The organism is Anaerobacillus sp. 63XJN7_4_ISO-PGPR-S23-413 (genome assembly GCF_056173725.1).
The window spans coordinates 3,475,385-3,497,852 of sequence record NZ_CM149688.1; the positions used below are offsets into that span (position 1 = coordinate 3,475,385).

Genomic DNA, 22,468 nt, shown 5'->3' on the forward strand with positions numbered 1-22,468 from the left:
CTAAATTAAGTTATTGTTTGCTTCTCTTCTTTTTCATGCTCTTTAAATTCATTTACTTCGTCTTTAATTCTCATCATTTTGGCATCAAGGTAATGCACAATCTCGGCTGCCTCTTTTAATTCATCACTAAGATTTCCAGGTATTTCACCTTCAAATTTATAATAAATTTTGTGCTCTAAGCTTGCCCAGAAATCCATTGCAATTGTACGCAGTTGAATTTCAACTCTTACTAACTCAGGACCCTTTGATAAAAAGACTGGAATTTCAACAATCAGATGCAAACTTTTATAGCCATTCGGCTTTGGATTCTTAACATAATCTTTTACATCGATTAAGCGAATGTCATCCTGACTTTCAATCATTTCATAGATTCGATAAATATCATTTGTAAAGGAACACGTCACACGAACTCCAGCAATATCGTTTATATGTTTTTTTACATTTTCAGTTGTTATTTCAAGACCTTTACGTTCAAGCTTCGCCATAATGCTTTCTGGTGACTTAATGCGAGACTTTACATGCTCAATAGGGTTATGTTGATGCACAAATTGAAATTCATCATTTAAGATAGTTAACTTTGTATTAATTTCATCCAGAGCAAATTTATAAATAAATAAAAAATTCTTCCATTCTTCTATTCGTTCTTGGAATTCCTTCTTCATACTGAAATCATCCTCTCACCACATACGGTACCACATTTTTGTGAATGGAGTATGAACGACCTTTGACGAACTCTAAACAATATTCTTTTACATGTCCTTGGATTGATAGAAATTTATTATGCCTGTCGATTTTATTTTGTCGCCTAATTCTTTTGAGAAATTATGTTAAACTGACATGAAAAGGAGGAGAATAATGGATAAACCAAAATTTCATCCTTTCACCCTGATCAATCTATTCATTAGCGCCGTGGCAATGGGGATGTTTGCCTATGATATGTATAGTGAGAGCAAATTAGCCTACACCCTTACTTTTGTTATACTTTGTCTCTTTTTCACTTCTTCTGCAATCTATGGAATCATACGAAACCAAAAGCTAGATCGCGCGAATTAAATCAATCCACTACCCTATTGCAAAGTGGAGGAAATCCCCTCCCTTAACTTATGAAAACAAGCCCTAACGAAATTGCCACTCCACTTACGATTAGAACAATAAAGCAGTATCCCATAATGTCTTTTGCTTTTAATCCCGCAATCGCAAGAGCAGGCAATGCCCAAAACGGTTGGATCATATTTGTCCAGGCGTCTCCCCATGCGACAGCCATTGCCGTTTTAGGAACGGAAACCTCAAGCGCTTTTGCTGCATCTAGCATAATAGGTGCCTGAACCGCCCATTGCCCCCCACCAGAAGGGACAAAGAAATTCACAATTCCTGCACTTAAAAAAGCAAAGAATGGAAAGGTAAATTCGTTTGAGATGGAAACAAACCCTTCTGAAAGCTGAGCAGCAAGACCAGAAGCCACCATCATCCCCATTATCCCTGCATAAAAAGGAAATTGAATAATAATCCCGCTAGCTCCTTTAACTGCATTACCTACAGATTCAAGAAACAGACGCGGTGTACCATGAAAAAGAATGCCCAGGAAGAGAAAGCCAAAATTCACGATATTTAAATTCAGTTCAAATCCGGCGTTTACGAAATAATAAACAAGATAAGCAAGCCCAACAAATGAAATGATCATCGAGATGACGCGACTATTCTCGAGACGCTCAGCAGGTGTTAAATCTCCCTCCACAGTTGTAGCATGAAGGTTCCCTTCTTCTAGCAAAGTGCGATCAATTTGGACACGCTCTTCTTCCGCTGGAGACATAAAGTAATTAATAAGGGGTAACAGAATAAATAATGACGCGACAATAACGAGATTAAATAGGGAAAAGATTGTTTCCTTCGTTGATATGGTTCCAATGAGATCGGCTGTAAAATGATCAGGTGTTGCAATAGTCAATGGTATCGATCCAGCTAACCCACCATGCCACACAAGAAATCCACTATAGGCACTTGCGATCAGCAATCGGTAATCTATTTTTTCTACTTTTTTAGCAAGCTCTTTCGCATATAATGCTCCGATCACAAGACCAAATCCCCAATTGATCCAGCTTGCTACTAACGATACGAGTGTGACATACACAATGGCTTGTCCAGGCGTTTTCGCTCTCGCCGCAAGAAAACGGAGGGCTTTCTTGAAAAGAGGACTACTCGCAAGAACATATCCTGTTACAAGAACGAGTACCATTTGCATAGAAAAAGCTAGTAAACTCCAAAACCCTTCTCCAAAGTATTGCACCATCTGAACCGGTGAACTTCCAGTAAAAACAAGTCCAAATGCAAATACCACGAAAGTGAGGATGATCACAAATAAAAACGGATCGGGTAAATAGCGTTGCATGATGCGATTCGAAAATGAAATAGATGCTTTTAGCATATCTTCAACTCCTTTATGTATTGTGCCCCCTTCACATCATTCGTTAATAACAATCCCGTCTCCTTCCACACTACAGAAAACGCTTACAAATTGAATCAAAAGCCGCACAGCGGCGACTTTATTCTCCTACTTTATTTAAGAATGCCTCAACCATATCGACATATGGCTGAGTATAATATCGGTTGTAATGAACAGCTGCAAGACGGACGGGATCCCCAAAGAAGAACCTTTCAAATTGTGTTTGACGAGAACCAAAGGCGCTCATACCAAGGTCCCAGGCCATTCGAAACAATCTGACTCGCTCTTTCGCTTCAATATTCGCTCCTTGCAAATATTGTGCTAAATCTTCTTGGATATCGGAATTGAAATCTTTTTCAGTTGGTATGGAAATTAATCCACTTGCGCCGAGCAACTGAATAATTTCAATTAACCTCGGGTAAACAGTTGGAAAGTATTGACTGGCAGCTTTCAACGGCTGACTATCAGGTACAAGCGTTCCATAGTGATTGAGCTGACTATTGACCTCCGATGCCAGTAACAGAGCTTTCATAATCTCAAGAGTTGTGATAATTTCACTCATTTTTTGCTTCACATGCTCATACTCTTGAATTTGAATGGCATCTCCCATTGATTCGCAAAGCCCAAGAATATACTCTAACTTCACAACCTGCCTGCACACTGATTGAAATTGCAGAAACGTGTACATACCAGTCGCATCTTCCATTGCAGCAACGGTCTGGATATTCTTATATATAAAAACACATTCCCATGGTACAAGCACTTGATCAAACACAACAATAGAGTCATTTTCCTCAAATTGTGAGCCTAATGGATGGTCGAACTTCGAATCGCTATAGCAAAATGATTCCCTACATAGAAATTTGAGCCCTTTTGTATTTGATGGAATCATAAAACCAAAGATATACGAATCATCTAACGTATGCCCACCTGCGGGCAAGACAAGCAGTTCATCCGTCAATCCCCCCTGTGTCGCTAACAATCTTGCACCATGAATGACAATGCCTTCCTTCTTTTCTTCTACAACTTTAGCAGCTGTGATCGTAGAGTCATCAAAATATTGACCAATGGACCGATTTACCTGGGGATTAATAAATGTATGCGTTATGGATAGATCTTCTGTTCTTGCTTTTTCATATAATCTTTTGATGTTGTCACCAAAGACTTCCCGGTCCTCAGCAAAATGTTTAGCCGCAACACCAAGTGTCATAAGTAATGTATTCATATAGTCAGGCGAGCGCCCCATTAACCCCGCATTCAACCTTGCCCACTCCTGTGTTGCTTTTCGACGATTGGATAAATCTTTTATTCGCTTTGGTTGATGATAGGAAAACCCATATTCTTTCTTTAAATGAGGTAACGCATAACGAAAAAGCTCTTCATTTTCCTCCTTACACTGATACTCGTATAGAGCAGCTTTGCTTTTCACTATTCCTTTAAATGGTGCTAACTCCGATATTTTGCCTGTGCATTTCTCTCCTGCAATCCATACTTCATTATTGAGCGCATCAATACGCTCAACATACTGCTTCCCATTAATCATGGAGTCTCACCTCTTAGTAATAAACTTCTTATTACTCTATGCGCTAGGCATCCTAGAAGTTAGTGCTTCCACCTGAATCACGAAAGAATGTAATAAGAATGTGGTATTTATCCCATACTTACTGTTAGGGGTTTTCAACTCTATCTTTTTGTGGAACAATAGACACAGCCTTTTGAAAGGAGCATGTGAATTGCGTAAATTAACTTACTTACTCATAACAGGTTTACTAATCGTTGTATTAGCTGCCTGTGGAGGAAATGAAGAAAGCAGTAATGACAAGAAAGAAGAAGATACAAATACAGAAGAACAAGCACAATCCGGAGAGCAGGAACAACCGGAAGTTGATAAAGTTGATGCAGATAAGGTAGTAGCAACCGTTAATGGTGAAGAAATTAAAGGGGAAGATTTCAATGCCCTTTATAGCCAGAGCCAAATGCAGTACGTACAAATGGGCCAGGAAGTGCCTAAAGATCAGCTAGACCAAATGAAAAAACAAGTCGCTGAAAGCATGGTTGGACAGGAATTAATTCTCCAAGCCGCTCAGAAAGAAGGCATTGAAGCTTCCGACGATAAGATCAAAGAAGAGCTTGCCGGTATTAAAGAGGGCTATGAAGATGAGAAGAAGTTCGAAGCAGCACTTGAACAAAGCGACATGACAATGGAAGATCTTGAAAAAGAAATTGCGAAGAACATCCAATATACAACTTACATCGACCAGGAAATCGAAGTGGATGAAGTGACTGAAGAAGAAATGAAAGAATACTATGATCAAGCAAAAGAACAGGGTACTTCAGAAGAAATGCCAGCTTATGAAGATGTGAAACCTCAGATCAAAAAAGGTCTAGAAGATGAACAAAAATCGAAGAAAACTCAAGAATTAGTTGAGAAATTAAAGAAAGATGCTGACGTTAAAATCAACATTTAACTTTTATGAAAAGCCACTAGCGAAGTTACTCGCTAGTGGCTTTTTGAGTTGTGTAAAGATGTGCTTCAAGCTGATTTCGTATGTCATCTGGTATTGGCATGCTTTTTTGTTGATCAAAATGATAGTTCACATACGTGGCCGATCCTGTTACACAAACTTTTTCTTTCTGATGAATTTCCTCATAAACCTCAAAACTCGTTCGCCCAATTCTCTTGATCCAAGTGTATACGGTTATCGGCGTTCCGTAATAGAGTTGGGAGAGGTATCTCGCATTCATTTTTAAAAGGACGCAGTGCCAATCATGAAAGGTTAAATCTGGATTAAACAGTCGAAAAATCGGATCTCGACCAGATTCAAACCACACTGGAATGACCGTATTATTAATATGCCCTGCTCCATCTGTTTCTGAGACTCTTGGATCGATTACTTTCTGATACATACAGCACCTCCTATTGTTTTACTAATTCGCTCTGAAAAGCCACTCTTCCTTTCTTTAAAATAGCGTGAGTTTCCTTTCATATGCCCTACGAAAAACCCTCGCTGAATTGTGACATTTCGTGACGAACGAATGTTCTTTAGTATTTCTAGTCATAACGTTATACTAGATGTAGATAGACAAGCGACCTCATTTAAAGGAGAGTGAAGGCTATGAAGCACCATCCGATTCCTTATTTCACATTTGAAGGCACAGCGCGAGAGGCTTTGGCATACTACGAAGAAGTCTTTGAAGGCGAGATAACCGATCTCCAAACGTTCGGAGAAGCAGACTTTGAAACACCACCAGAAATGGACAATTACATCGTGCACGCACGATTCAAAAAAGATGAGCTCTTTTTCATGGTATCGGATACTTTTTTGAACCAAAACGTAACTGTAGGTAATAACATCTCTCTTGCCCTCGAACTGGATAGCGCTGAAGAAATTGAGTCGCTCTATGTGCATTTGAAAGAAAAAGGCACCGTTTATATGGAGCTTCAGGATACCTTCTGGGGAGCGACATTTGCGAAGGTTAAGGATGCCTATGGAGTGATTTGGGATCTTAACTTTGAGAAATCCGGGTCGTCTAAATAGTAATGGGGGTCCTCCACGCGTGTGGGGGCTTTTTTTGTGGTTGCTTGGTGGAGGAAATCCAGTTAATTCCGCGATTTTCTGGATAATTCCGCGAAATTCGATTTTATTCCGCGAAAACACGTATTATTTCCGCGGAAATTCAATTAATTCCGCGAAACATCAAAAAACCGAAAATCTAACTTATAGCGTCTTCCTTTTGTGGATCCAGTTGACTCCATTTTTAAAGATTTTAATAAACGAGTAGCAGCATCTCCGGAATCCATCTTCAAAAACCGTCTCGCCTCCTGATTCGTAATCTCTCTAGACACAAGCAACGCATAATCTTGAAGCGCTCTAAAGTGGGCATCACGCGAATAGGCACCACACCTCTCGCAATACCACCTACCGTGCAGCCTCCTCATAGCCAGGCGAGCACACTCTGGACAAGCTACACCAACTAGCAAGTCATTCCGAGAAATTGAAAATCGCTTCAGTACATCTCGGTCAAGCGGCTCATGTAGCTTAACAAGAGTACGCCCCAGCTTTCTTACTTCCTTCATCGTTAACCATAATTCCCCATATCGTTGATCCAGTGACTTCACTTTTGTAGGCAGGTACTCACTTCGAATAACTTTTGAAGAAATGAATTGAACCGCCTCGGTCGCTTTTATAACTGCTCTTCGGTTAGCGATGACAATAAGCGTTTCAATAGGTACTTCAGGTATTTTCATTTTTTGAAGTAAAGCGCGAAGTTGGGAACGCTGACGTTCCACCTGAGTGAGGGGATTTGGGAAGGCTTCTTCTTTCGTGTCAGAAATGCGTATTAATTGATTGAATATAGGATCAAAATGAAGAATTCCTGAAATGTTTTTCACTTCAAGAACCAGAAGATAGTGCTGGCTGATTACAAGCGTATCTATTTGAAAATGATGAACACCGTCAGAAATACGCAAGTCATGATAGATTGAAAACCGCTTATCGTCTAAAAAACTTAGAGGGAAATCAATGGATTTCTCACCTGATATTCCTGCTTGGTACATGGAAAGTTGCTCTTTCACTTCTTCAAAGCGTAGATGATGAGAAGGGAGGCGATCCAATAAGGTACTTAATTTGTGGAGATGTAGCGGGGGATCGTGTTCTTTCATTATCAAATGGGTACTCACTCCTCTAGCTTTTATTTTACCTATACAAATTCATTCTCCGCCGCTCAATCATTTCCTTTGCTGAATAAAATGAAAAAGCCAGCTTCTTCATACAGAAGAAAGCTGGCTTTTGGACGAAAATTTATTCAATATCCAAATCCGTTACGGCACCTTTTGCGGATGAGGAAACAAGTCTTGCGTACTTACCTAGAATTCCTGTTTTGTATCTAAGCTCAGGTCGTACCCATTCTGCACGGCGACGCTGTAGTTCTTCATCTGTCACGTCAAAATTAATTTGTTGCTTATCACTATCGATGGTGATGGTGTCGCCTTCTTTTAAGAGGCCAATCGGTCCACCAACAAATGCCTCCGGAGATACGTGGCCGATAACGAAACCGTGCGATCCACCTGAGAAGCGACCGTCTGTCATAAGCGCTACCTTCCCATTCAATCCTTTCCCAACAATCATGGAAGTAATGGATAGCATTTCCGGCATTCCTGGTCCGCCTTTAGGACCTACATTACGAATAACGAGAACGTCACCTTCTTTAATATCATCCGCTTCGATTGCTGCAGTTGCTTCTGCTTCGTTATTATAAACGCGAGCTGGTCCTGCAAAATGGCTAATCTTTTGACCGGACATTTTTGCAACAGAACCTTCAGGAGCTAGATTACCTCGAAGAACAACAAGTGGTCCGCTTGCTTTAATCGGATCATTTAGAGAACGGATGATTTCTTGTCCTTCTGTTAGTGAAGGTGCTTCTGCTAGATTTTCTTCAACTGTTTTACCTGTTACTGTGAGGCAATCGCCATGAAGCAAGCCATGCTCATGAAGAAGCTTCATGACGGCAGGTACTCCGCCAATTTCATAAAGATCTTGCATCACATATTTACCGCTCGGCTTCATGTCTGCGATGTATGGAACACGTTCGCGAACGCGTTCGAAATCATCCAATGATAAGTCGACACCAGCTGAGTGAGCCATTGCCGTTAGATGCAAGAAGGCATTAGTTGAACCACCAAGGGCCATTACGACTGTGATCGCATTCTCAAATGCTTCTTTTGTCATAATGTCACGAGGGTAGATGTCTTTTTCAAGAAGAGAAACCACTAGTTCTCCAGCCTGACGACATTCAGATTCTTTATAATCATTCACTGCAGGTGTTGAGGATGATCCTGGGATACTCATCCCTAGAGCTTCAACCGCAGAGGCCATTGTGTTTGCGGTATACATTCCACCACACGCTCCTGCTCCAGGACATGCAGAGCATTCAACTTTGTGTAGCTCTTCTTCGTTAATTGTTCCAGCTTGATATTGTCCAACCGCTTCAAATGATGAAACAATGTCGATATCATTTCCATTCAGTTTACCTGGCTGAATCGTACCACCGTACACGTATACGGACGGAATGTTCATACGACCAATTGCGATTAAGCAACCTGGCGTTGTTTTGTCACAGCCGCCAATCGCTACAATGCCATCAAGACGTTCTGCATTTGTGACCGTTTCAATCGAGTCAGCGATAATCTCACGACTTGGGAGAGAATAAAACATTCCTTCATGACCCATCGCAATACCATCAGAAACGGTAATCGTATTAAAAATCATTGGCGCGCCGCCGTTATCCTTAGCGCCCGCTTTCGCCTCACGGGCAAGAGAATCAATATGTACGTTACACGGCGTAACTTCACTCCACGTACTCGCTACACCAATCATTGGTTTTTTGAAATCTTCATCGGTAAAACCGACTGCTCGAAGCATGGAGCGGTTAGGTACTCGATTTACACCTTCACTGATTACTTTACTTCTGATTCGAAGATCTTTTTTGCCTTCCATTCCAATCACCCTTCCACATCACCTATAAAATTAGATAATTGATTCAATTCCAAATTTATATTCTTTGATGATACTAGTTTTCATGCTTTAACGCAAACAAATATCAGAAATTTCTTATAAACATTTGATAGCCAAGTAAATATTCCATTCATTACCTGTCATTCTCACTTGTTGGTTTGGTTAGAATAGCTTACGATTGGGCCACTTATTATGTTACCTTATAGTCACATTTCGGAGTGATGAGATGAACAAAGAAGAAGAACTATCGATCACATTCAGAGCATTAACGCACCCCATTCGAAGAGAGATTTTGGACTTGCTAAATAACGGTCCAAAAACAACGGGTGAAATAAGTGAGGCTTTCGCGAATATAAGTCGCTATGCAGTTATGAAGCATCTCACAATCCTTGAAGAAGCCAACCTTATGCTTGTTCGCCGCAAAGGAAGACAGCGGCTGAATTTTTTAAACGCTGTCTCGCTACAAAAAATGGCTGATCGGTGGATGAGTCATGTTCAATCAAACGTTACTTCCTCTTTATTAACATTACAATCAACTATTGAAAGGGGCATTACTGTAATGGATAACAACTTTAAGCTCGATACGTTTCAAATTGAACAGGAAGTGCGCATTGAAGCACCGATCGAGAAAGTCTTTTCTACATTGACAGAAGACATTAACTCCTGGTGGGCTTATCGCTTATGTGGAGATGACTCAACACTTTCATTTGAAAATGAAATAGGTGGTCGATTTATAGAAAAGGGAAAAAACAGTCAGGCTCTTTGGGGTACCATCACTTATCTACATGCACCATATGAAATTCGCTTAAATGGCCTTCTTGGCATGACAGGGGCAGTTACGAGTGGCTACGCATATACACTAAAAGAAGATCGTGAAGCAACGATCCTCTCCCTTTCTCATCAAACATCAGGTCTACTTGATCCTAACTGGCATTCCGCTCATGAGGAAGGGTGGAAAGAGCTGTTTGGGACATTCCTTAAAAATTATGTAGAGCAAGGGAAAAGATACAATGCAAACTAAAAAAATCGAAGTGAGAACAAGTATTTTGATTGAGCGGCCACCTGAAGTTGTTTTTAACTACATCACAAATTTCGTAAACAATTCAGATTGGCAAAGCTGTATGGTTTCGGCTACGTTTACGAATGGGGAATTGAGAGAAGGGGCGACATACGATCAAGTAGCTAAATTTCTCGGAAAAGAAATCAAAACCACTTTTATTGTTCGCCAATACAATCCGTACCACAAAATTCAAATCGAAAGCGTTGATAGTACGTTTCCGATTAAAGTCACAAGAGAAGTACAAGTTGCAGGTGAAGGTTGTGTCGTTAAGGCTGTCGTTGAAGGAAATCCAGGAACACTCTTTTCACTTGCTCGTCCTGTTCTGAGTAAATTGGTGCAGCGCTCCATTGAGAAAGACTATGCTCATTTAAAACAACTATTGGAAGCGTAAACGAGAAGCCGCCCTCGCTTGAGGACGGCTTTTTTTAATGGTAACGCCTCAAAGAGTTTAAAGGGTACCAGGCTCAAATGTTTTACAATCCGTTTCTTCACTATTGCTTGCTTGATTTCCTTTATGACTGACAACGTAGATTTCGTCTGCTCCACACTGCTTACCATTTCGGTTGTGGACACAATTTGATACCTCGCATAATACATCCATAGCCATTCCCTTCACCTCCTTCTTTCTAGCATAAACAAAATAAGCTGAAGGCATACCGATCGGATTATATTAGGTCCTTTACCATTCGTTAGCATTAAAACTTTCTTCGAATTCCGTAATTTATGTTTACCGCTCATGGTATGATATTAGAAACTAAAGAAGATCGAGGTCAAAATGATGTGGCAGAACAAAAATGTCTGGATTTTATTAACCGGTGAATTTGTAGCTGGACTCGGCTTATGGCTCGGTATTATTGGTAACTTAGAATTTATGCAAGAGAAAGTGCCTTCTGATTTTATGAAAGCTGTCATACTTGCGATCGGACTTCTTGCTGGTGTAGCGATTGGCCCCTATGCAGGACGAGTGACCGATCAAGTGAAAAAGAAGACGGTGATGATCGTAGCTGGACTTGCACGAGCCATTAGCGTGATCTTTATGTTAGTGGCTCTTCAAACCGGATCCGTTCTCTGGATGGTTGTTTTTCTCATTCTTATTCAGACCGCTGCGGCTTTTTACTTTCCAGCTCTTCAGGCCGCCATTCCACTTGTCGTGAAAGAAAAAGAGCTTCTGCAAATGAACGGGATTCATATGAATGTCGCTACACTTTCAAGAGTTCTGGGTACAGCTATTGCCGGAATCTTTCTTGTGATTATTTCTTTATCGACTATGTATATTCTTTCTTTAGGAGCCTACCTTATACTTGTGATTTTTACGCTTTTTCTTGCGATCGATGAACCGACCGTCTCTGTTTCGCATCGATCAAAAGCAGAAAGTGGCTTCAAGCATTTGTTCCCTATTATCAAACAGCTGCCAATTGTGACAATGACACTAATTATGACGATGGTTCCTCTTTTGTTTATTGGTGGTTTCAATTTGCTTGTTATTAGTATTAGTGAGCTTCAAGATAATCCTCTCATTAAAAGTTGGATTTACACCGCTGAAGGTCTTTCCTTCATGATCGGCGCTTTCGCGGTCAAAAGGCTTTCTAGGAAACAATCACCATACACAATTTTATTTCTTTTTTCATTTATTATTGGCCTCTCTCAACTGCTGCTCTTTTTTGCAAACAGCCCGATTCTTTCCGTTGTAGCATTTGTGGTATTCGGTTTCTCAGTCGGCTGATTCTTTCCAACAGCTGCTACCATTTTCCAAACGAGGGTGCCTAAAGAATATCACGGTCGTTTTTTCTCCTTCAGGAACATGCTTGATCGCATCATTTTTCAAGTTGTACTCCTATTAACGGGATTGATGCTTGATTTGATCGGACTTCAAATGATGTCTGTCATCTTTGGAATAATGTCGATGGCAATCACAGCTATTTTCTTCATTAAATATCGACAGAACGTCTATGTCAAGCCTTTGAATGTTGATGTGAGTTAGCTTCCAATCAAATCCTCTCATTTGATTAACCGATTTTTCTATTTTGTATAGAATGCAATAGGGCGACTTTTGAAGAAGGCGATCACATCATGAACAATGAAGTAAAAGGTGTATTTGGATCATGGGTACAGGCAATTGGAACGATCTTAGCCGCTATTGGAAGTACACCTATAAAAGAAATCCCCTCCTCAATACTTGATAGTTTAAATCTTATTGGAAATGTGATGCAAGGAACAGGAAACGCTCTAATCGCTGATACGATTACTCCCCCTTCATTAGACAAGATTGGCAATCAGCTTCAGGCAATTGGGAATTCGACGGTTGTGACAGGGATTCTGATTGATTTTGATGATCAAGTGAAGCAAATACTGAATATTGACGGAAACTGGCTTCAAGCTCTTGGTGGAGGGGTATCTCTTGCAGATGCATTAGACGGAGAAGTCTCGGCTTCAGCGTTGTATAGCATTTATGGAAACTTCCTTCAGGCGGTCGGCAATTCGCTTCAAGCGATTTCAGGAATTAAAGAGCTTAACAATGAAGAAGCAACAAATATTAATGTCGTAGGAAGCTGGATTCAGGCGGTTGGCTCTGTCATTTCAGCTATTGGCCAAACGAAATATCCTTCCTCTTAAAGAACCCCCTGATCGATCAATCAGGGGGTTACGTGTATCATTATTTTAATAAACGGAGAAATTCTTTCATGAAGCCTGGTAAATCTGGCCATGCCTGCCCTGAGACGAGATTATCGCGCGTATGGACCTTTTCATCAATGTATGTAGCGCCACATGCGGTTACATCTGGTTTACAAGCTGGATACGCGGTATACTCGCGATCTTTCATAATATCAGGAACCACATTAAGAACCTGTGCCGCATGACAAATTGCACCTACTGGTTTATTTTCTTCAAAGAAATGTCTTACGATGCCAGGTACGCTCTCATCCATTCGAATGTATTCTGGTGCTCGTCCGCCTGGAATAATTAAACCATCGTACTCTGCCGGATTAATTTCTGCAAACGCTGCGTGTGATTCAATTCCATAGGCTTGCTTCTCAACAAACGTTTCCATTTCATCTGTAAAGTCGTGGCATACCGTTTGTAGTTTTTTAGCGGTAGGGGATGCAATCGTCACATCAAAACCTTCCTCTAGACAGCGATAGTAAGGGTAGAAAATCTCAAGTGCTTCAACAGCATCACCGGAAATGATTAATACTTTTTTACTCAAAACGAGCACCTCCATAAGATATTTGATTGCCTTCTTCATTACCCCTCTTTTTTACATATGTAACAGCTCTCGTATAAAATAGGTCTAGAATCCCCGTCTATGGTTGAATTCGCGTATGATTTGCTACTACAATAAACCATAATGCATTTCTCATTCTGATGGGAATAGAGACAGGAGCTTTCATATGGACATTAAGCAGTTAGCCTATTTCGTTGAAGTTGCGAAGCAAAAAAGCTTTACGAAAGCCTCACACTCGCTCTACATCTCACAGCCAACTTTAAGTAAAATGGTGAAAAGTTTAGAAGCCGAGTTAGATGTTGAACTACTCGATCGCTCGGCACGATCGAGCGAACTAACCGATGCAGGAAAAATCGTGTATCTTCAAGGTGAAAAAATACTGAATATGGTGGATGATCTTTCTTCTCACTTATATGACATGATGAATTTAAAGAAAGGGCACATTAAAGTTGGCCTCCCGCCACTCATCGGCGCCCTCTACTTCCCAGGTATTTTGAAAGGATTTCAAGAACTCTACCCCGACATTACGATTGAACTAATGGAGCACGGAGCTAACATTGCTCAACAAAAAATCCTTGATGGAGAACTAGATTTTGCAGTCGGCCTCTTACCTGTCAATGATACAAGATTTGAAACACTTCCGTTTACAAATGAAGAATTAATGCTTTTTGTGCACAGTTCGCATCCAATCGCCGAAAAAAGTGAGGTCTCAATCAGTGATTTACGAAATGAGCAGATCATTCTATTTAGTGAAGACTTCATGCTCCATGATCAGATGATTGAACAGTGTCGCCAAGCAGGTTTTGAGCCTCAAATATCGTATGTTAGTTCTCAATGGGATTTCATAAGCGATATGGTTAGTCACAATTTAGGAATTACGTTCTTTCCTAAATCTATTCTAAGAAAAATCAATCAAGATAATGTGGTCTCTGTCCCGATTGTAAATCCTTCAATCCCATGGGACCTGGGGATTATCCTCCGAAAAGAAAAATATATCTCTTACGCATCCCGTGCTTTTATAAACTACATTAAGTCTTCTATCTAGTTGTATATCTCATTCGAATAGACTCTAATCAAAAGAGGTATTTCACACAAAAGCTTCCGCGCGGTATAGTAGGACACCTGATCCTACTAAAGGATATATTATAGGATGCTTTTACAATGGAAAAAGATCTCCTGCAGCAAGTTCTAGATAAATTAATGGAATACACTATATCGTCAAATGACGACATATCAACTCATTTGAAAATCTCAGATGATCTGGAGGAAATTGCTCCTGATGTTGGTAAATATATTATCGAATTTGCTTACAGAGACATCTACTCTCGTGATGGGTTAACGAATCAGCAAAGAGCGCTCGTTACCCTTTCATCACTTGTGACTCAAGGAACAGAACCTCAGCTTGAACTTCACATCAATACCACACTCACCTCCGGGCTGATGGCATCAGAGGTTGTGGAAGCTATCATACAACTCATTCCCTATACAGGCTTTCCACGAGTTCTTAATGCGCTTACGCTTGCCAAAAAAGTGTTTACTCAACGCAACCTGGAAGTTTCAGTCCACGAAGAAACCAAAGTAGCATCTGAATAGAAAACCAAACTAGTCGTCCAAAAGGGCGGCTTGTTTTTTTAGATTGTATTTGAACAAGTTGATAAACAAAATGCCAACTGTAAATAAAAGCCATTATTCAATTTCCATATTTAAAAAAAACGTGCTATTATATATCTAATTGATACATATCTTTTAGATATAGGGTGAGAAATATGGAAAAACAGTCAAATACGAAATTTGCTATTTTAGGCTTACTAACTACCGGTTGTCGCACTGGCTATTCAATGAAACAAATGATGGATGGTAGCTTGAATCATTTTTGGAAAATCAGCTACGGTCAAATTTATCCGACGCTGAAAAGTCTTTTGGATGAAGAACTTATTACGGTCCAAAAACAAAGCGAATCCGGTAAGCCAGACAAAAAGGAATATGAATTAACACAACTGGGCTGGGATGCGCTCAAAAAGTGGATGGAAACGCCTGTTGAGGAAGTAGCTTTAGAGAAAAATGAGTTATTGCTTAAGCTATTTTTTAGTCAGCATCAAAGTGATGAAGCAGTTGAAAAGCAATTGGAAAGCTATCTCGCCAAACTACTCGATCGCTTCAAGACTTATGAAGCCATCGAGGAGATGATTGTACAAACGTATGGTGATCAAGGGGATGCAAAGTTCTGGCTTATGACTCTTGACTATGGGAAACGAACGACAAAAGCTGCTATTGAATGGGCAAAGGATGCGAAAATAAAGCTCTAGAGGAGAAAATTCAGATGGCAAATCAGGTCTTTAGCGGGCGCTACACGGTGGATAAAGGACAGGACGTTGTAGTATTTCTCATTGGCATGCGAATCAATCAGTGGTGGGCTGTGCATAAATGGCTTCCAGTCTTTCTTGCGATGCCTGGCATGATTCGTGAACTTAGCACCAATAAACAGTTAGGGTGCCTTTCTATGGAAAACTTCTTTAGTTTCCGTACAACGCTACTTCTTCAATACTGGCGCTCATCTGATGACCTACGCCATTACGCGCATGGTCAAGCTCACTTAAAAGCATGGAAAAACTTCAATCAAAAGATCGGAAATAACCGTGCTGTCGGTATTTATCACGAAACATACGTCCTTCCGAGCTCTCACTATGAAACCCTTTATGGAAATATGCCTTCTTTTGGATTAGGAAAAGCACTCGGCCATGTTGCGGTCACCCCTCAAGCTGATTCTTTCACTAAACGACTCCAGGGGAAACAAATTCGTCACTAAAAAAGCGGAGAACGTGAAAGTTCATGTTCTCCGCTTTTTTAGTGAAGTGATTTTTGTAAATAAAAAACCACCAAATATGTATTTGGTGGAGACGGTGGGAGTCGAACCCACGTCCAGAGATATCGGCACTTAAGCTTCTACGAGTGTAGTCGTTATATTAGTGTTTCACTACAATTCTGCCCAACGACAGGCGTCCTTGTAGCTAGTATGGTTAATCTCTTCCAACTTTCCTCAGACGGTGGATTGTTGGCGTATCCCACTTAAGTTGAGTCCCTTACCCTACCACATGGGCGATGGAGGGAGGAACCGCAAAACAGCTTACGCTGCTAGTGCGAAGTTGTTGTTTTCTTTGCCAGTTATAGGCATGGCGTTTTTAACGTAGCTCGCCAACTCGACTCGCGACTTAAGCTCGACCTATCCCTGTCGAATCCGTAACGTCCCCATATAAGAAATGAGAACCGAAAACGGGAAAGCACTTAAGCTTCATATGTTGTTTCGGTAATAGTTAGTATAACACAGATCAGCTTCCAATCAAATGGAAACTATATCCGCTGACGCTCTTTCAACGCTTTATCCACTTCACGCTTCATCGTTTTATCTTTCAGATCTTGGCGCTTATCGTACTTTTTCTTACCTTTGGCAAGACCTAGAAGTACTTTCGCATAACCATTCTTAATATATACTTTAAGTGGAATAATTGTATAGCCCTGTTCTTTCGTTAAGCCAAGGAGCTTATCAATCTCTTTCCTCTTCATCAATAGCTTACGAGTACGGGTTGGATCGTGATTAAAACGATTTCCCTGCTCATATTCATTGACGTGCATATTGATAAGAAAAATTTCGCCTTTACGAATAATGGCGTGAGAGTCTTTCAGGTTTACGCGTCTTGCCCTGATGGATTTAATTTCAGTTCCTTGTAGAACTAGACCTGCTTCATATGTTTCAATAACAGAATAATCGTGTCTTGCTTTCTTATTTTGTGCAATGAGTCCACCATCACCTTTTGGCATGACCGTCCCCCCTCTCAAACGTCGAATTCCAGTATATCAATTTGGTCAGAATAAGTCAAGATGACTTACTCCGACCGACATGATTGAAATATCCCTAGTTAAGCATTATTATTTCGACGTTTTTTCTTTTTGTTTTTTGCTTTCTTTTTCGTTCCCTGACCATCTTTAGGTGGAGAGAACTTTCTTTTTTTCTGTCCTGCATCAGTTGTTTTATTCGATGACTTCCCACGTTTTTTACGCTTTCCGCCTTCAATAACTTTAGGACTTTCTCTACGACGACGTTCTTTCGGTGGCTTCATGCCAACAATTTCGAAGTCGATCGCTCGTTCGTCAATGTTAACATTTAAGACGCGAATGGCGATTTCGTCACCGATGCGGTATACGTTACCGGTACGTTCGCCGATCATCGCATAAGCACCTTCGTCATAATGGTAATAGTCATCGGTTAAATAGCTAACGTGGACAAGCCCTTCGATCGTATTTGGCAATTCAACAAATAAGCCAAAGTTTGTTACGCCGCTAATCACGCCTTCGAACTCTTCCCCAATTTTATCTTTCATAAACTCAGCTTTTTTCAGATCATCGGTTTCACGTTCAGCGTCAACTGCACGTCGTTCCATCGCCGAAGCGTGCTGAGCGATTTCACCAAGCGCTTCGCCCCACTTAGAAGTTGTCTGATTGTCGACTTTTTTCTCAAACAGGTACGTACGAATTAAACGATGCACAATTAAGTCAGGATAACGACGAATTGGCGATGTGAAATGCGTATAGAAATCTGTCGATAAACCGAAGTGGCCGAGACTTTCAGGGAAGTATTTCGCCTGTTGCATAGAGCGAAGCATAACCTTACTGATGACCGCTTCTTCTGGCTCACCTTTCACTTCTTCTAAAAGCTTTTGAAGCGCACGCGGGTGCACCGTGTTAGCATTACCTCGTACGACATAACCGAAGTTTGTAATAAACTCAAAGAATGTATTGAGTTTGTCTGAATCCGGATCTTCGTGAATACGGTACATAAACGGAACTTCCATGAAGTGGAAATGTTGTGCAACTGTTTCGTTCGCTACAAGCATAAATTCTTCAATTAAGCGTTCAGCTACCGAGCGTTCTCGTTGAACAATCTCCTGTGGTGCCCCTTCTTCATCTACAAGAACTTTCGCTTCCGCAAAATCAAAATCAATAGCCCCTCGTTCAAAGCGACCTTTTCTTAAGATTTCAGCTAGTTCTCCCATGCCATCGAAGAATGGAACTAGAGATTTATAGCGCTCAAGTACTTCATCGTCTTCACGTTTAAGAATTTTACGTACATCCGTATATGTCATTCGCTCATTTGTACGAATAACGCTTGGGAAAATTTCATGATTCACAACTTCACCCTGCGTTGTAATTTCCATTTCACACGAAATCGTTAAACGATCCACTTGAGGATTTAAACTACAAATACCGTTTGATAATCGGTGGGGAATCATCGGGATTACACGATCGACAAGATAGACACTTGTACCACGATCAAGCGCTTCTTGATCGATTGGAGAGTTCTCAGTGACATAATACGTGACGTCTGCAATATGAACACCTAATTTATAGTTCCCGTTTGGAAGTTTAACAACGTTAACCGCATCATCAAGGTCTTTTGCATCAGCACCATCAATCGTGACAATCGTTTCTTCACGCAAATCACGTCTACCTTCAATTTCCTTCTCATCAATTTGATCAGGCGTGTCATTGGCCTGTTTCATCGTTGCATCCGGAAATTCACCTGGTAATTCATGTTTATAAATAATGGAAAGAATATCTACTCCAGGATCATTCTTGTGTCCTAGTATTTCTGTAATTCGTCCTTCAGCACTCATACGTCCTTCAGGATACTTCGTAATTTCAACAACGACTTTGTGGCCGTCAACCGCACCACCAGTAGACCCTTTTGGAATAAAAATGTCATGTGGGATTCTTTTATCATCCGCAATCACAAAACCAAAATGCTTGCTGTCAGAGTATGTACCAACTGTGCGCTTAACACCACGCTCAATGATACGAATAACGGTCCCCTCTGGACGTGTCCCTGATGATTTTTGATGTAGTCGTGCGATGACACGGTCTCCATTCATCGCTCCCTCAAGGTCACTCTGGTTAATATAAACATCCTTCTCGCCAGTGTCGCTATCTGAAATCAGGAATGCAAAGCCTTTTGCATGAACCTGTAGCTTTCCTCTTACAAGATTCATTTTCTCAGGAATGCCATAGCGGTTACTTCTTGTTCTTACAATTAAACCTTCTTCTTCCATCCCGTTTAGGGTTTTCACAAACTCCTTAAACTCACTGGAATCTTTCACTCCAAAAACTTCTTCAAGTTCTTGTACAGTTAGTGGTTTATATGCTTCCTCTTTCATGAAGCTCAATATTCTCTGTTCATGTTCTTCTGCCATTGTCTTCCACCTTCTTTCTAGTAAAATATATCCGTAGATTATTCAGACCAATCAAGTCCATCAAGAAATGCGTGCACGTCCTTATGAAGTTCCTCTTTCTCTTTTCCAAGCGTAATGGCGTGTGTTGAATTCTCATACCATTTTAAACTCTTCTCATCTGATTCTACATGATCATGAATAACATTCGCACTCTCCGTATTAATCATCTCATCGTGTCTTGCCTGAGCGACAAATGTCGGAGCATAAATCATATCAATGTTATCACGCACATCATAGATCAGGTCTCGAAGTTCTCCGAGCGTGTTCATTGGGGTTTCTTTGAACGCTTCCATTTCTTCTTCAATTTGTTCAGGAGACTTCCGTTCAAATTTCTTATATTCTCTTGCGTAAGAAAGAACACCCTGATACATCGTTTCTTCATCCTTCATATCCATTGGGGCGCACATGGGTACGATTCCCTTTACAGGAACAGTATAACCGAGCTTTAAAGAAAATACGCCTCCAAGCGATAATCCCACAACAGCTATTTCCTCATGCCCCATGCTTTCAAGCAATTCATACCCCTCTTTGACGTTTTTCCACCAGTCTTGAGGACCTGTATGTACTAACTCTTCTGGGGGAACGCCATGTCCTTCATATTGTGGGGCATGACACGTATACCCCTGTTCCTGCAAATAACGTCCCATCATTCGGACATCTGCTGTATTACCAGTAAAGCCATGCAACATTAGTACCGCGCGATTACCTCCTTCAAATGTAAATGGCTTGGGTGCTACTACTTTCATGATGTGATCCTCCTCTAAATAATCCAGTCCTACTCATTAGTTTGACCTTCAAAAAACGATTTATCCTGTCTATTGAAGTCCTTATATGCATTTTAACGGTTTCCGTCCTCAGTAAAAAGGAATGTGTTCTTCTAGCTTATTTCCCTGTTTCATTCGACAAAAAACTTGCTTTTCTTTCTTCTTTAAAAAAGCACAAGCGCCTATTTCACACGCGACATGCTTAATACGAGCCTCAATGTAGCGCTTTTTGCCACAATGGAGCTTGGCGGCGCCAGATTCCACTTCACTGAATTTGATACTTTCATTTCCTCCAATGAAAAAAGCAGCAAGTGGTTCAACACCTGCTGCTTCCTTTATCACATTACACGAGATACGCAACGAGAATTGAAAGAACAAAGAACAATACGGCAAGTACTACCGTTACTTTATTTAAAACCGCTTCAAAGCCGCGGGCCTTTTGCTTTCCGAATAATTGCTCAGCTCCACCTGTAATGGCTCCTGATAACCCGGCGCTTTTACCAGACTGAAGCAATACGACAGTAATAAGTAAGATTGAAACGATAACTAATGCAATTGTAGCTGCAAGATGCATGATTCCACCTCCCGGACTATAGCCTTTCCAATACTATCAATTTACCATAAATTTTTCAGTAAAAGCAATCTATTTCGGTAATACTGGACATTCTCATACCTTCTTAACATTGTGTTAACACTTCTTGAACGGTAACGACTGTTTTTGTAGACGTTGTTCCGATAAGAGTGGTGGCTGATTTGCGTGAAATCTCAACTTCACGCAAATCAGCCAGAAATCGACACTGTTCATTAACATAGGTTAAAAAAGAAAAGAACCCATCAAAAACCCCCGCGTTTTCACGCGGGGGTTTGTTCAACTTACTTCTTATCTAAGTTGTAGAAGCTTTTACGGCCACCGTAGATTGCAAGGTGTTCAAGCTCATCTTCGATACGAAGAAGCTGGTTGTATTTAGCTACGCGGTCCGTACGAGACGGTGCGCCTGTCTTAATTTGTCCAGCGTTAGTCGCAACAGCGATGTCAGCAATTGTTGTATCTTCTGTTTCACCAGAACGGTGAGAGATAACAGCTGTGTATCCAGCGCGCTTCGCCATTTCAACAGCATCAAACGTTTCAGTTAGTGTACCAATTTGGTTCACTTTGATTAGGATAGAGTTACCTACACTGCGCTCGATTCCTTCAGAAAGTTTGTTTGTATTTGTAACGAAAAGATCGTCACCAACAAGTTGAACTTTCTCACCAAGAGCTTGAGTAAGTTTCTCCCAGCCTTCCCAATCGTTTTCGTCAAGACCATCTTCAATTGAGATGATCGGATATTTTTCACATAGCTGGCTGTAGAATTCGATCATTTCTTCAGATGTCTTCACTACGCCTTCACCAGCAAGGTTGTATTTACCGTCGCTGTAAATTTCAGAAGATGCTACGTCTAGAGCGAGCATTACTTCTTCACCAGGCTTGTAGCCAGCTTTTTCGATTGCTTCGATAATTGTTTGGATCGCTTCTTCGTTTGAACCAAGGTTAGGAGCGAATCCGCCTTCGTCACCTACAGAAGTGTTAAGGCCTTTTTCTTTCAAAACACCTTTAAGGCTGTGGAAAATTTCAGCGCCAGTGCGAAGTGCTTCTTTGAAAGAAGGTGCTCCAACAGGCATAACCATAAATTCTTGAATGTCTACGTTGTTATCAGCGTGCTCTCCACCATTAAGAATGTTCATCATTGGTGTTGGAAGAGTTTTTGCATTGAAACCACCAAGGTAAACGTAAAGTGGAAGTTCAAGCTCTTCAGCAGCTGCACGTGCAACAGCCATAGATACGCCAAGAATAGCGTTAGCACCTAGCTTGCCTTTATTATCAGTACCATCAAGGTCAATCATCATGTGGTCGATTCCAAGTTGGTCATAAACGCTCATTCCTACTAGCTCTGGAGCGATTGTTTCGTTAATGTTAGCTACTGCTTTTTCTACGCCTTTACCAAGGTAGCGATCTTTGTCACCGTCACGAAGTTCAACTGCTTCGTATTCACCAGTGGATGCGCCAGATGGTACCATTGCGCGTGCTTTAACGCCTGCGTCTGTAAATACTTCTACTTCAACTGTTGGATTACCGCGGGAGTCAAGGACCTCGCGTGCATAAACGTCAGTAATGATTGGCATAACGTGTCATCTCCTTTAAATG

Annotated in this window: 24 protein-coding genes, 1 other RNA gene and 1 pseudogene; 11 read left to right on the forward strand and 15 right to left on the reverse strand. The window is 40.9% G+C overall.

All coding sequences use genetic code 11. From position 1 onward, the window contains the following. Positions 1 to 5: 5 nt before the first annotated feature. Entirely contained in the window at positions 6 to 662 is a 657-nt protein-coding gene (locus tag AC0VYO_RS18245; protein ID WP_430244853.1) for a GTP pyrophosphokinase, read from the reverse strand. 193 nt (positions 663 to 855) lie between these two features. Between AC0VYO_RS18245 and AC0VYO_RS18250 the strand changes: the two genes are divergently transcribed. Then, positions 856 to 1,053, forward strand: coding sequence for a hypothetical protein (locus AC0VYO_RS18250; RefSeq protein WP_194218818.1), 198 nt, complete (start codon positions 856 to 858; stop codon positions 1,051 to 1,053). Between the two features lie 43 nt (positions 1,054 to 1,096). Here AC0VYO_RS18250 and AC0VYO_RS18255 read toward each other — a convergent pair whose 3' ends face one another. Then, entirely contained in the window at positions 1,097 to 2,422 is a 1,326-nt protein-coding gene (locus AC0VYO_RS18255) for a short-chain fatty acid transporter (RefSeq protein ID WP_475367951.1), read from the reverse strand. 118 nt (positions 2,423 to 2,540) lie between these two features. Then, positions 2,541 to 3,983: a 4-hydroxyphenylacetate 3-monooxygenase, oxygenase component gene (gene hpaB / locus AC0VYO_RS18260; RefSeq protein ID WP_475367952.1), complete on the reverse strand. Its 1,443-nt coding sequence runs from the start codon at positions 3,981 to 3,983 to the stop codon at positions 2,541 to 2,543. Between the two features lie 190 nt (positions 3,984 to 4,173). Between hpaB and AC0VYO_RS18265 the strand changes: the two genes are divergently transcribed. Further along, positions 4,174 to 4,908: a SurA N-terminal domain-containing protein gene (locus AC0VYO_RS18265; protein ID WP_430244860.1), complete on the forward strand. Its 735-nt coding sequence runs from the start codon at positions 4,174 to 4,176 to the stop codon at positions 4,906 to 4,908. A 25-nt stretch (positions 4,909 to 4,933) separates the two neighbouring features. Here the strand turns inward: AC0VYO_RS18265 and AC0VYO_RS18270 are convergent, their stop codons facing one another. Beyond that, a complete protein-coding gene (locus AC0VYO_RS18270) occupies positions 4,934 to 5,347 on the reverse strand; it encodes an acyl-CoA thioesterase (protein WP_475365830.1) in 414 nt (137 codons plus the stop codon). 209 nt (positions 5,348 to 5,556) lie between these two features. On the opposite strand from AC0VYO_RS18270, the gene AC0VYO_RS18275 reads away from it, so the two are divergent. Next, the gene (locus tag AC0VYO_RS18275; RefSeq protein WP_475365831.1) at positions 5,557 to 5,979 is read left to right on the forward strand and encodes a VOC family protein; all 423 of its coding nucleotides are present in this window, start codon (positions 5,557 to 5,559) and stop codon (positions 5,977 to 5,979) included. A gap of 143 nt (positions 5,980 to 6,122) precedes the next feature. Here AC0VYO_RS18275 and AC0VYO_RS18280 read toward each other — a convergent pair whose 3' ends face one another. Continuing rightward, on the reverse strand, positions 6,123 to 7,103 hold the full coding sequence (locus AC0VYO_RS18280) for a nuclease-related domain-containing protein (protein ID WP_475369074.1): 981 nt from the start codon (positions 7,101 to 7,103) through the stop codon (positions 6,123 to 6,125). Positions 7,104 to 7,242: 139 nt separating this feature from the next. Then, on the reverse strand, positions 7,243 to 8,937 hold the full coding sequence (ilvD, locus tag AC0VYO_RS18285) for a dihydroxy-acid dehydratase (RefSeq protein ID WP_475367953.1): 1,695 nt from the start codon (positions 8,935 to 8,937) through the stop codon (positions 7,243 to 7,245). A 244-nt stretch (positions 8,938 to 9,181) separates the two neighbouring features. Between ilvD and AC0VYO_RS18290 the strand changes: the two genes are divergently transcribed. Next, the gene (locus AC0VYO_RS18290) at positions 9,182 to 9,976 is read left to right on the forward strand and encodes a helix-turn-helix domain-containing protein (protein WP_475367954.1); all 795 of its coding nucleotides are present in this window, start codon (positions 9,182 to 9,184) and stop codon (positions 9,974 to 9,976) included. Continuing rightward, positions 9,966 to 10,406: an SRPBCC family protein gene (locus AC0VYO_RS18295; RefSeq protein ID WP_475367955.1), complete on the forward strand. Its 441-nt coding sequence runs from the start codon at positions 9,966 to 9,968 to the stop codon at positions 10,404 to 10,406. Before AC0VYO_RS18290 ends, AC0VYO_RS18295 begins: the two co-directional genes overlap by 11 nt. 57 nt (positions 10,407 to 10,463) lie before the next feature. Here the strand turns inward: AC0VYO_RS18295 and AC0VYO_RS18300 are convergent, their stop codons facing one another. After that, positions 10,464 to 10,622 carry a DUF1540 domain-containing protein gene (locus AC0VYO_RS18300; RefSeq protein ID WP_194218808.1) on the reverse strand — a complete coding sequence of 53 codons (159 nt, stop codon included), beginning with the start codon at positions 10,620 to 10,622 and terminating at the stop codon, positions 10,464 to 10,466. Between the two features lie 171 nt (positions 10,623 to 10,793). Here AC0VYO_RS18300 and AC0VYO_RS18305 point away from each other — a divergent pair. Together AC0VYO_RS18305 and AC0VYO_RS18310 are read left to right on the forward strand one after the other, a co-directional pair. Further along, a pseudogene (locus AC0VYO_RS18305) lies at positions 10,794 to 11,996 on the forward strand (MFS transporter). An 89-nt stretch (positions 11,997 to 12,085) separates the two neighbouring features. After that, a complete protein-coding gene (locus tag AC0VYO_RS18310) occupies positions 12,086 to 12,628 on the forward strand; it encodes a DUF6944 family repetitive protein (protein WP_475367956.1) in 543 nt (180 codons plus the stop codon). A 40-nt stretch (positions 12,629 to 12,668) separates the two neighbouring features. Here AC0VYO_RS18310 and AC0VYO_RS18315 read toward each other — a convergent pair whose 3' ends face one another. Beyond that, positions 12,669 to 13,220: a DJ-1/PfpI family protein gene (locus AC0VYO_RS18315; RefSeq protein ID WP_430244874.1), complete on the reverse strand. Its 552-nt coding sequence runs from the start codon at positions 13,218 to 13,220 to the stop codon at positions 12,669 to 12,671. A gap of 184 nt (positions 13,221 to 13,404) precedes the next feature. Between AC0VYO_RS18315 and AC0VYO_RS18320 the strand changes: the two genes are divergently transcribed. The 4 genes from AC0VYO_RS18320 to AC0VYO_RS18335 all read left to right on the forward strand — a co-directional run bounded on the left by AC0VYO_RS18320 (position 13,405) and on the right by AC0VYO_RS18335 (position 16,044). Then, the gene (locus AC0VYO_RS18320) at positions 13,405 to 14,283 is read left to right on the forward strand and encodes a LysR family transcriptional regulator (protein WP_475367957.1); all 879 of its coding nucleotides are present in this window, start codon (positions 13,405 to 13,407) and stop codon (positions 14,281 to 14,283) included. A 116-nt stretch (positions 14,284 to 14,399) separates the two neighbouring features. Beyond that, on the forward strand, positions 14,400 to 14,831 hold the full coding sequence (locus AC0VYO_RS18325; RefSeq protein WP_475367958.1) for a carboxymuconolactone decarboxylase family protein: 432 nt from the start codon (positions 14,400 to 14,402) through the stop codon (positions 14,829 to 14,831). A 173-nt stretch (positions 14,832 to 15,004) separates the two neighbouring features. Next, positions 15,005 to 15,544, forward strand: coding sequence for a PadR family transcriptional regulator (locus tag AC0VYO_RS18330; protein ID WP_475367959.1), 540 nt, complete (start codon positions 15,005 to 15,007; stop codon positions 15,542 to 15,544). A 14-nt stretch (positions 15,545 to 15,558) separates the two neighbouring features. After that, entirely contained in the window at positions 15,559 to 16,044 is a 486-nt protein-coding gene (locus tag AC0VYO_RS18335; protein ID WP_475367960.1) for a DUF4188 domain-containing protein, read from the forward strand. An 83-nt stretch (positions 16,045 to 16,127) separates the two neighbouring features. Here AC0VYO_RS18335 and ssrA read toward each other — a convergent pair. The 7 genes from ssrA to eno form a co-directional block, all read right to left on the reverse strand. Further along, positions 16,128 to 16,486: a transfer-messenger RNA gene (gene ssrA / locus AC0VYO_RS18340) on the reverse strand. Between the two features lie 100 nt (positions 16,487 to 16,586). Then, on the reverse strand, positions 16,587 to 17,054 hold the full coding sequence (smpB, locus tag AC0VYO_RS18345) for an SsrA-binding protein SmpB (protein ID WP_194218797.1): 468 nt from the start codon (positions 17,052 to 17,054) through the stop codon (positions 16,587 to 16,589). Between the two features lie 98 nt (positions 17,055 to 17,152). After that, positions 17,153 to 19,480 carry a ribonuclease R gene (rnr, locus tag AC0VYO_RS18350; RefSeq protein ID WP_430244884.1) on the reverse strand — a complete coding sequence of 776 codons (2,328 nt, stop codon included), beginning with the start codon at positions 19,478 to 19,480 and terminating at the stop codon, positions 17,153 to 17,155. A 38-nt stretch (positions 19,481 to 19,518) separates the two neighbouring features. Then, positions 19,519 to 20,265 carry an alpha/beta hydrolase gene (locus AC0VYO_RS18355; RefSeq protein WP_475367961.1) on the reverse strand — a complete coding sequence of 249 codons (747 nt, stop codon included), beginning with the start codon at positions 20,263 to 20,265 and terminating at the stop codon, positions 19,519 to 19,521. 361 nt (positions 20,266 to 20,626) lie between these two features. Next, positions 20,627 to 20,857: a preprotein translocase subunit SecG gene (gene secG, locus AC0VYO_RS18360; RefSeq protein ID WP_098445013.1), complete on the reverse strand. Its 231-nt coding sequence runs from the start codon at positions 20,855 to 20,857 to the stop codon at positions 20,627 to 20,629. 103 nt (positions 20,858 to 20,960) lie between these two features. After that, a complete protein-coding gene (locus AC0VYO_RS18365; protein ID WP_475367962.1) occupies positions 20,961 to 21,155 on the reverse strand; it encodes a hypothetical protein in 195 nt (64 codons plus the stop codon). A 1-nt stretch (position 21,156) separates the two neighbouring features. Beyond that, entirely contained in the window at positions 21,157 to 22,446 is a 1,290-nt protein-coding gene (gene eno, locus AC0VYO_RS18370) for a phosphopyruvate hydratase (protein ID WP_224882172.1), read from the reverse strand. Positions 22,447 to 22,468: the final 22 nt, after the last annotated feature.

Coding starts and splice junctions, on each gene's coding strand:
- AC0VYO_RS18245 (WP_430244853.1), bottom strand. CDS start 662: ATGAAGAAGGAATTCCAAGAACGAATAGAAGAATGGAAGAATTTTTTA.
- AC0VYO_RS18250 (WP_194218818.1), top strand. CDS start 856: ATGGATAAACCAAAATTTCATCCTTTCACCCTGATCAATCTATTCATT.
- AC0VYO_RS18255 (WP_475367951.1), bottom strand. CDS start 2,422: ATGCTAAAAGCATCTATTTCATTTTCGAATCGCATCATGCAACGCTAT.
- hpaB (WP_475367952.1), bottom strand. CDS start 3,983: ATGATTAATGGGAAGCAGTATGTTGAGCGTATTGATGCGCTCAATAAT.
- AC0VYO_RS18270 (WP_475365830.1), bottom strand. CDS start 5,347: ATGTATCAGAAAGTAATCGATCCAAGAGTCTCAGAAACAGATGGAGCA.
- AC0VYO_RS18275 (WP_475365831.1), top strand. CDS start 5,557: ATGAAGCACCATCCGATTCCTTATTTCACATTTGAAGGCACAGCGCGA.
- AC0VYO_RS18280 (WP_475369074.1), bottom strand. CDS start 7,103: ATGAAAGAACACGATCCCCCGCTACATCTCCACAAATTAAGTACCTTA.
- ilvD (WP_475367953.1), bottom strand. CDS start 8,937: ATGGAAGGCAAAAAAGATCTTCGAATCAGAAGTAAAGTAATCAGTGAA.
- AC0VYO_RS18290 (WP_475367954.1), top strand. CDS start 9,182: ATGAACAAAGAAGAAGAACTATCGATCACATTCAGAGCATTAACGCAC.
- AC0VYO_RS18295 (WP_475367955.1), top strand. CDS start 9,966: ATGCAAACTAAAAAAATCGAAGTGAGAACAAGTATTTTGATTGAGCGG.
- AC0VYO_RS18300 (WP_194218808.1), bottom strand. CDS start 10,622: ATGGCTATGGATGTATTATGCGAGGTATCAAATTGTGTCCACAACCGA.
- AC0VYO_RS18310 (WP_475367956.1), top strand. CDS start 12,086: ATGAACAATGAAGTAAAAGGTGTATTTGGATCATGGGTACAGGCAATT.
- AC0VYO_RS18320 (WP_475367957.1), top strand. CDS start 13,405: ATGGACATTAAGCAGTTAGCCTATTTCGTTGAAGTTGCGAAGCAAAAA.
- AC0VYO_RS18325 (WP_475367958.1), top strand. CDS start 14,400: ATGGAAAAAGATCTCCTGCAGCAAGTTCTAGATAAATTAATGGAATAC.
- AC0VYO_RS18330 (WP_475367959.1), top strand. CDS start 15,005: ATGGAAAAACAGTCAAATACGAAATTTGCTATTTTAGGCTTACTAACT.
- AC0VYO_RS18335 (WP_475367960.1), top strand. CDS start 15,559: ATGGCAAATCAGGTCTTTAGCGGGCGCTACACGGTGGATAAAGGACAG.
- smpB (WP_194218797.1), bottom strand. CDS start 17,054: ATGCCAAAAGGTGATGGTGGACTCATTGCACAAAATAAGAAAGCAAGA.
- rnr (WP_430244884.1), bottom strand. CDS start 19,480: ATGGCAGAAGAACATGAACAGAGAATATTGAGCTTCATGAAAGAGGAA.
- AC0VYO_RS18355 (WP_475367961.1), bottom strand. CDS start 20,265: ATGAAAGTAGTAGCACCCAAGCCATTTACATTTGAAGGAGGTAATCGC.
- secG (WP_098445013.1), bottom strand. CDS start 20,857: ATGCATCTTGCAGCTACAATTGCATTAGTTATCGTTTCAATCTTACTT.
- eno (WP_224882172.1), bottom strand. CDS start 22,446: ATGCCAATCATTACTGACGTTTATGCACGCGAGGTCCTTGACTCCCGC.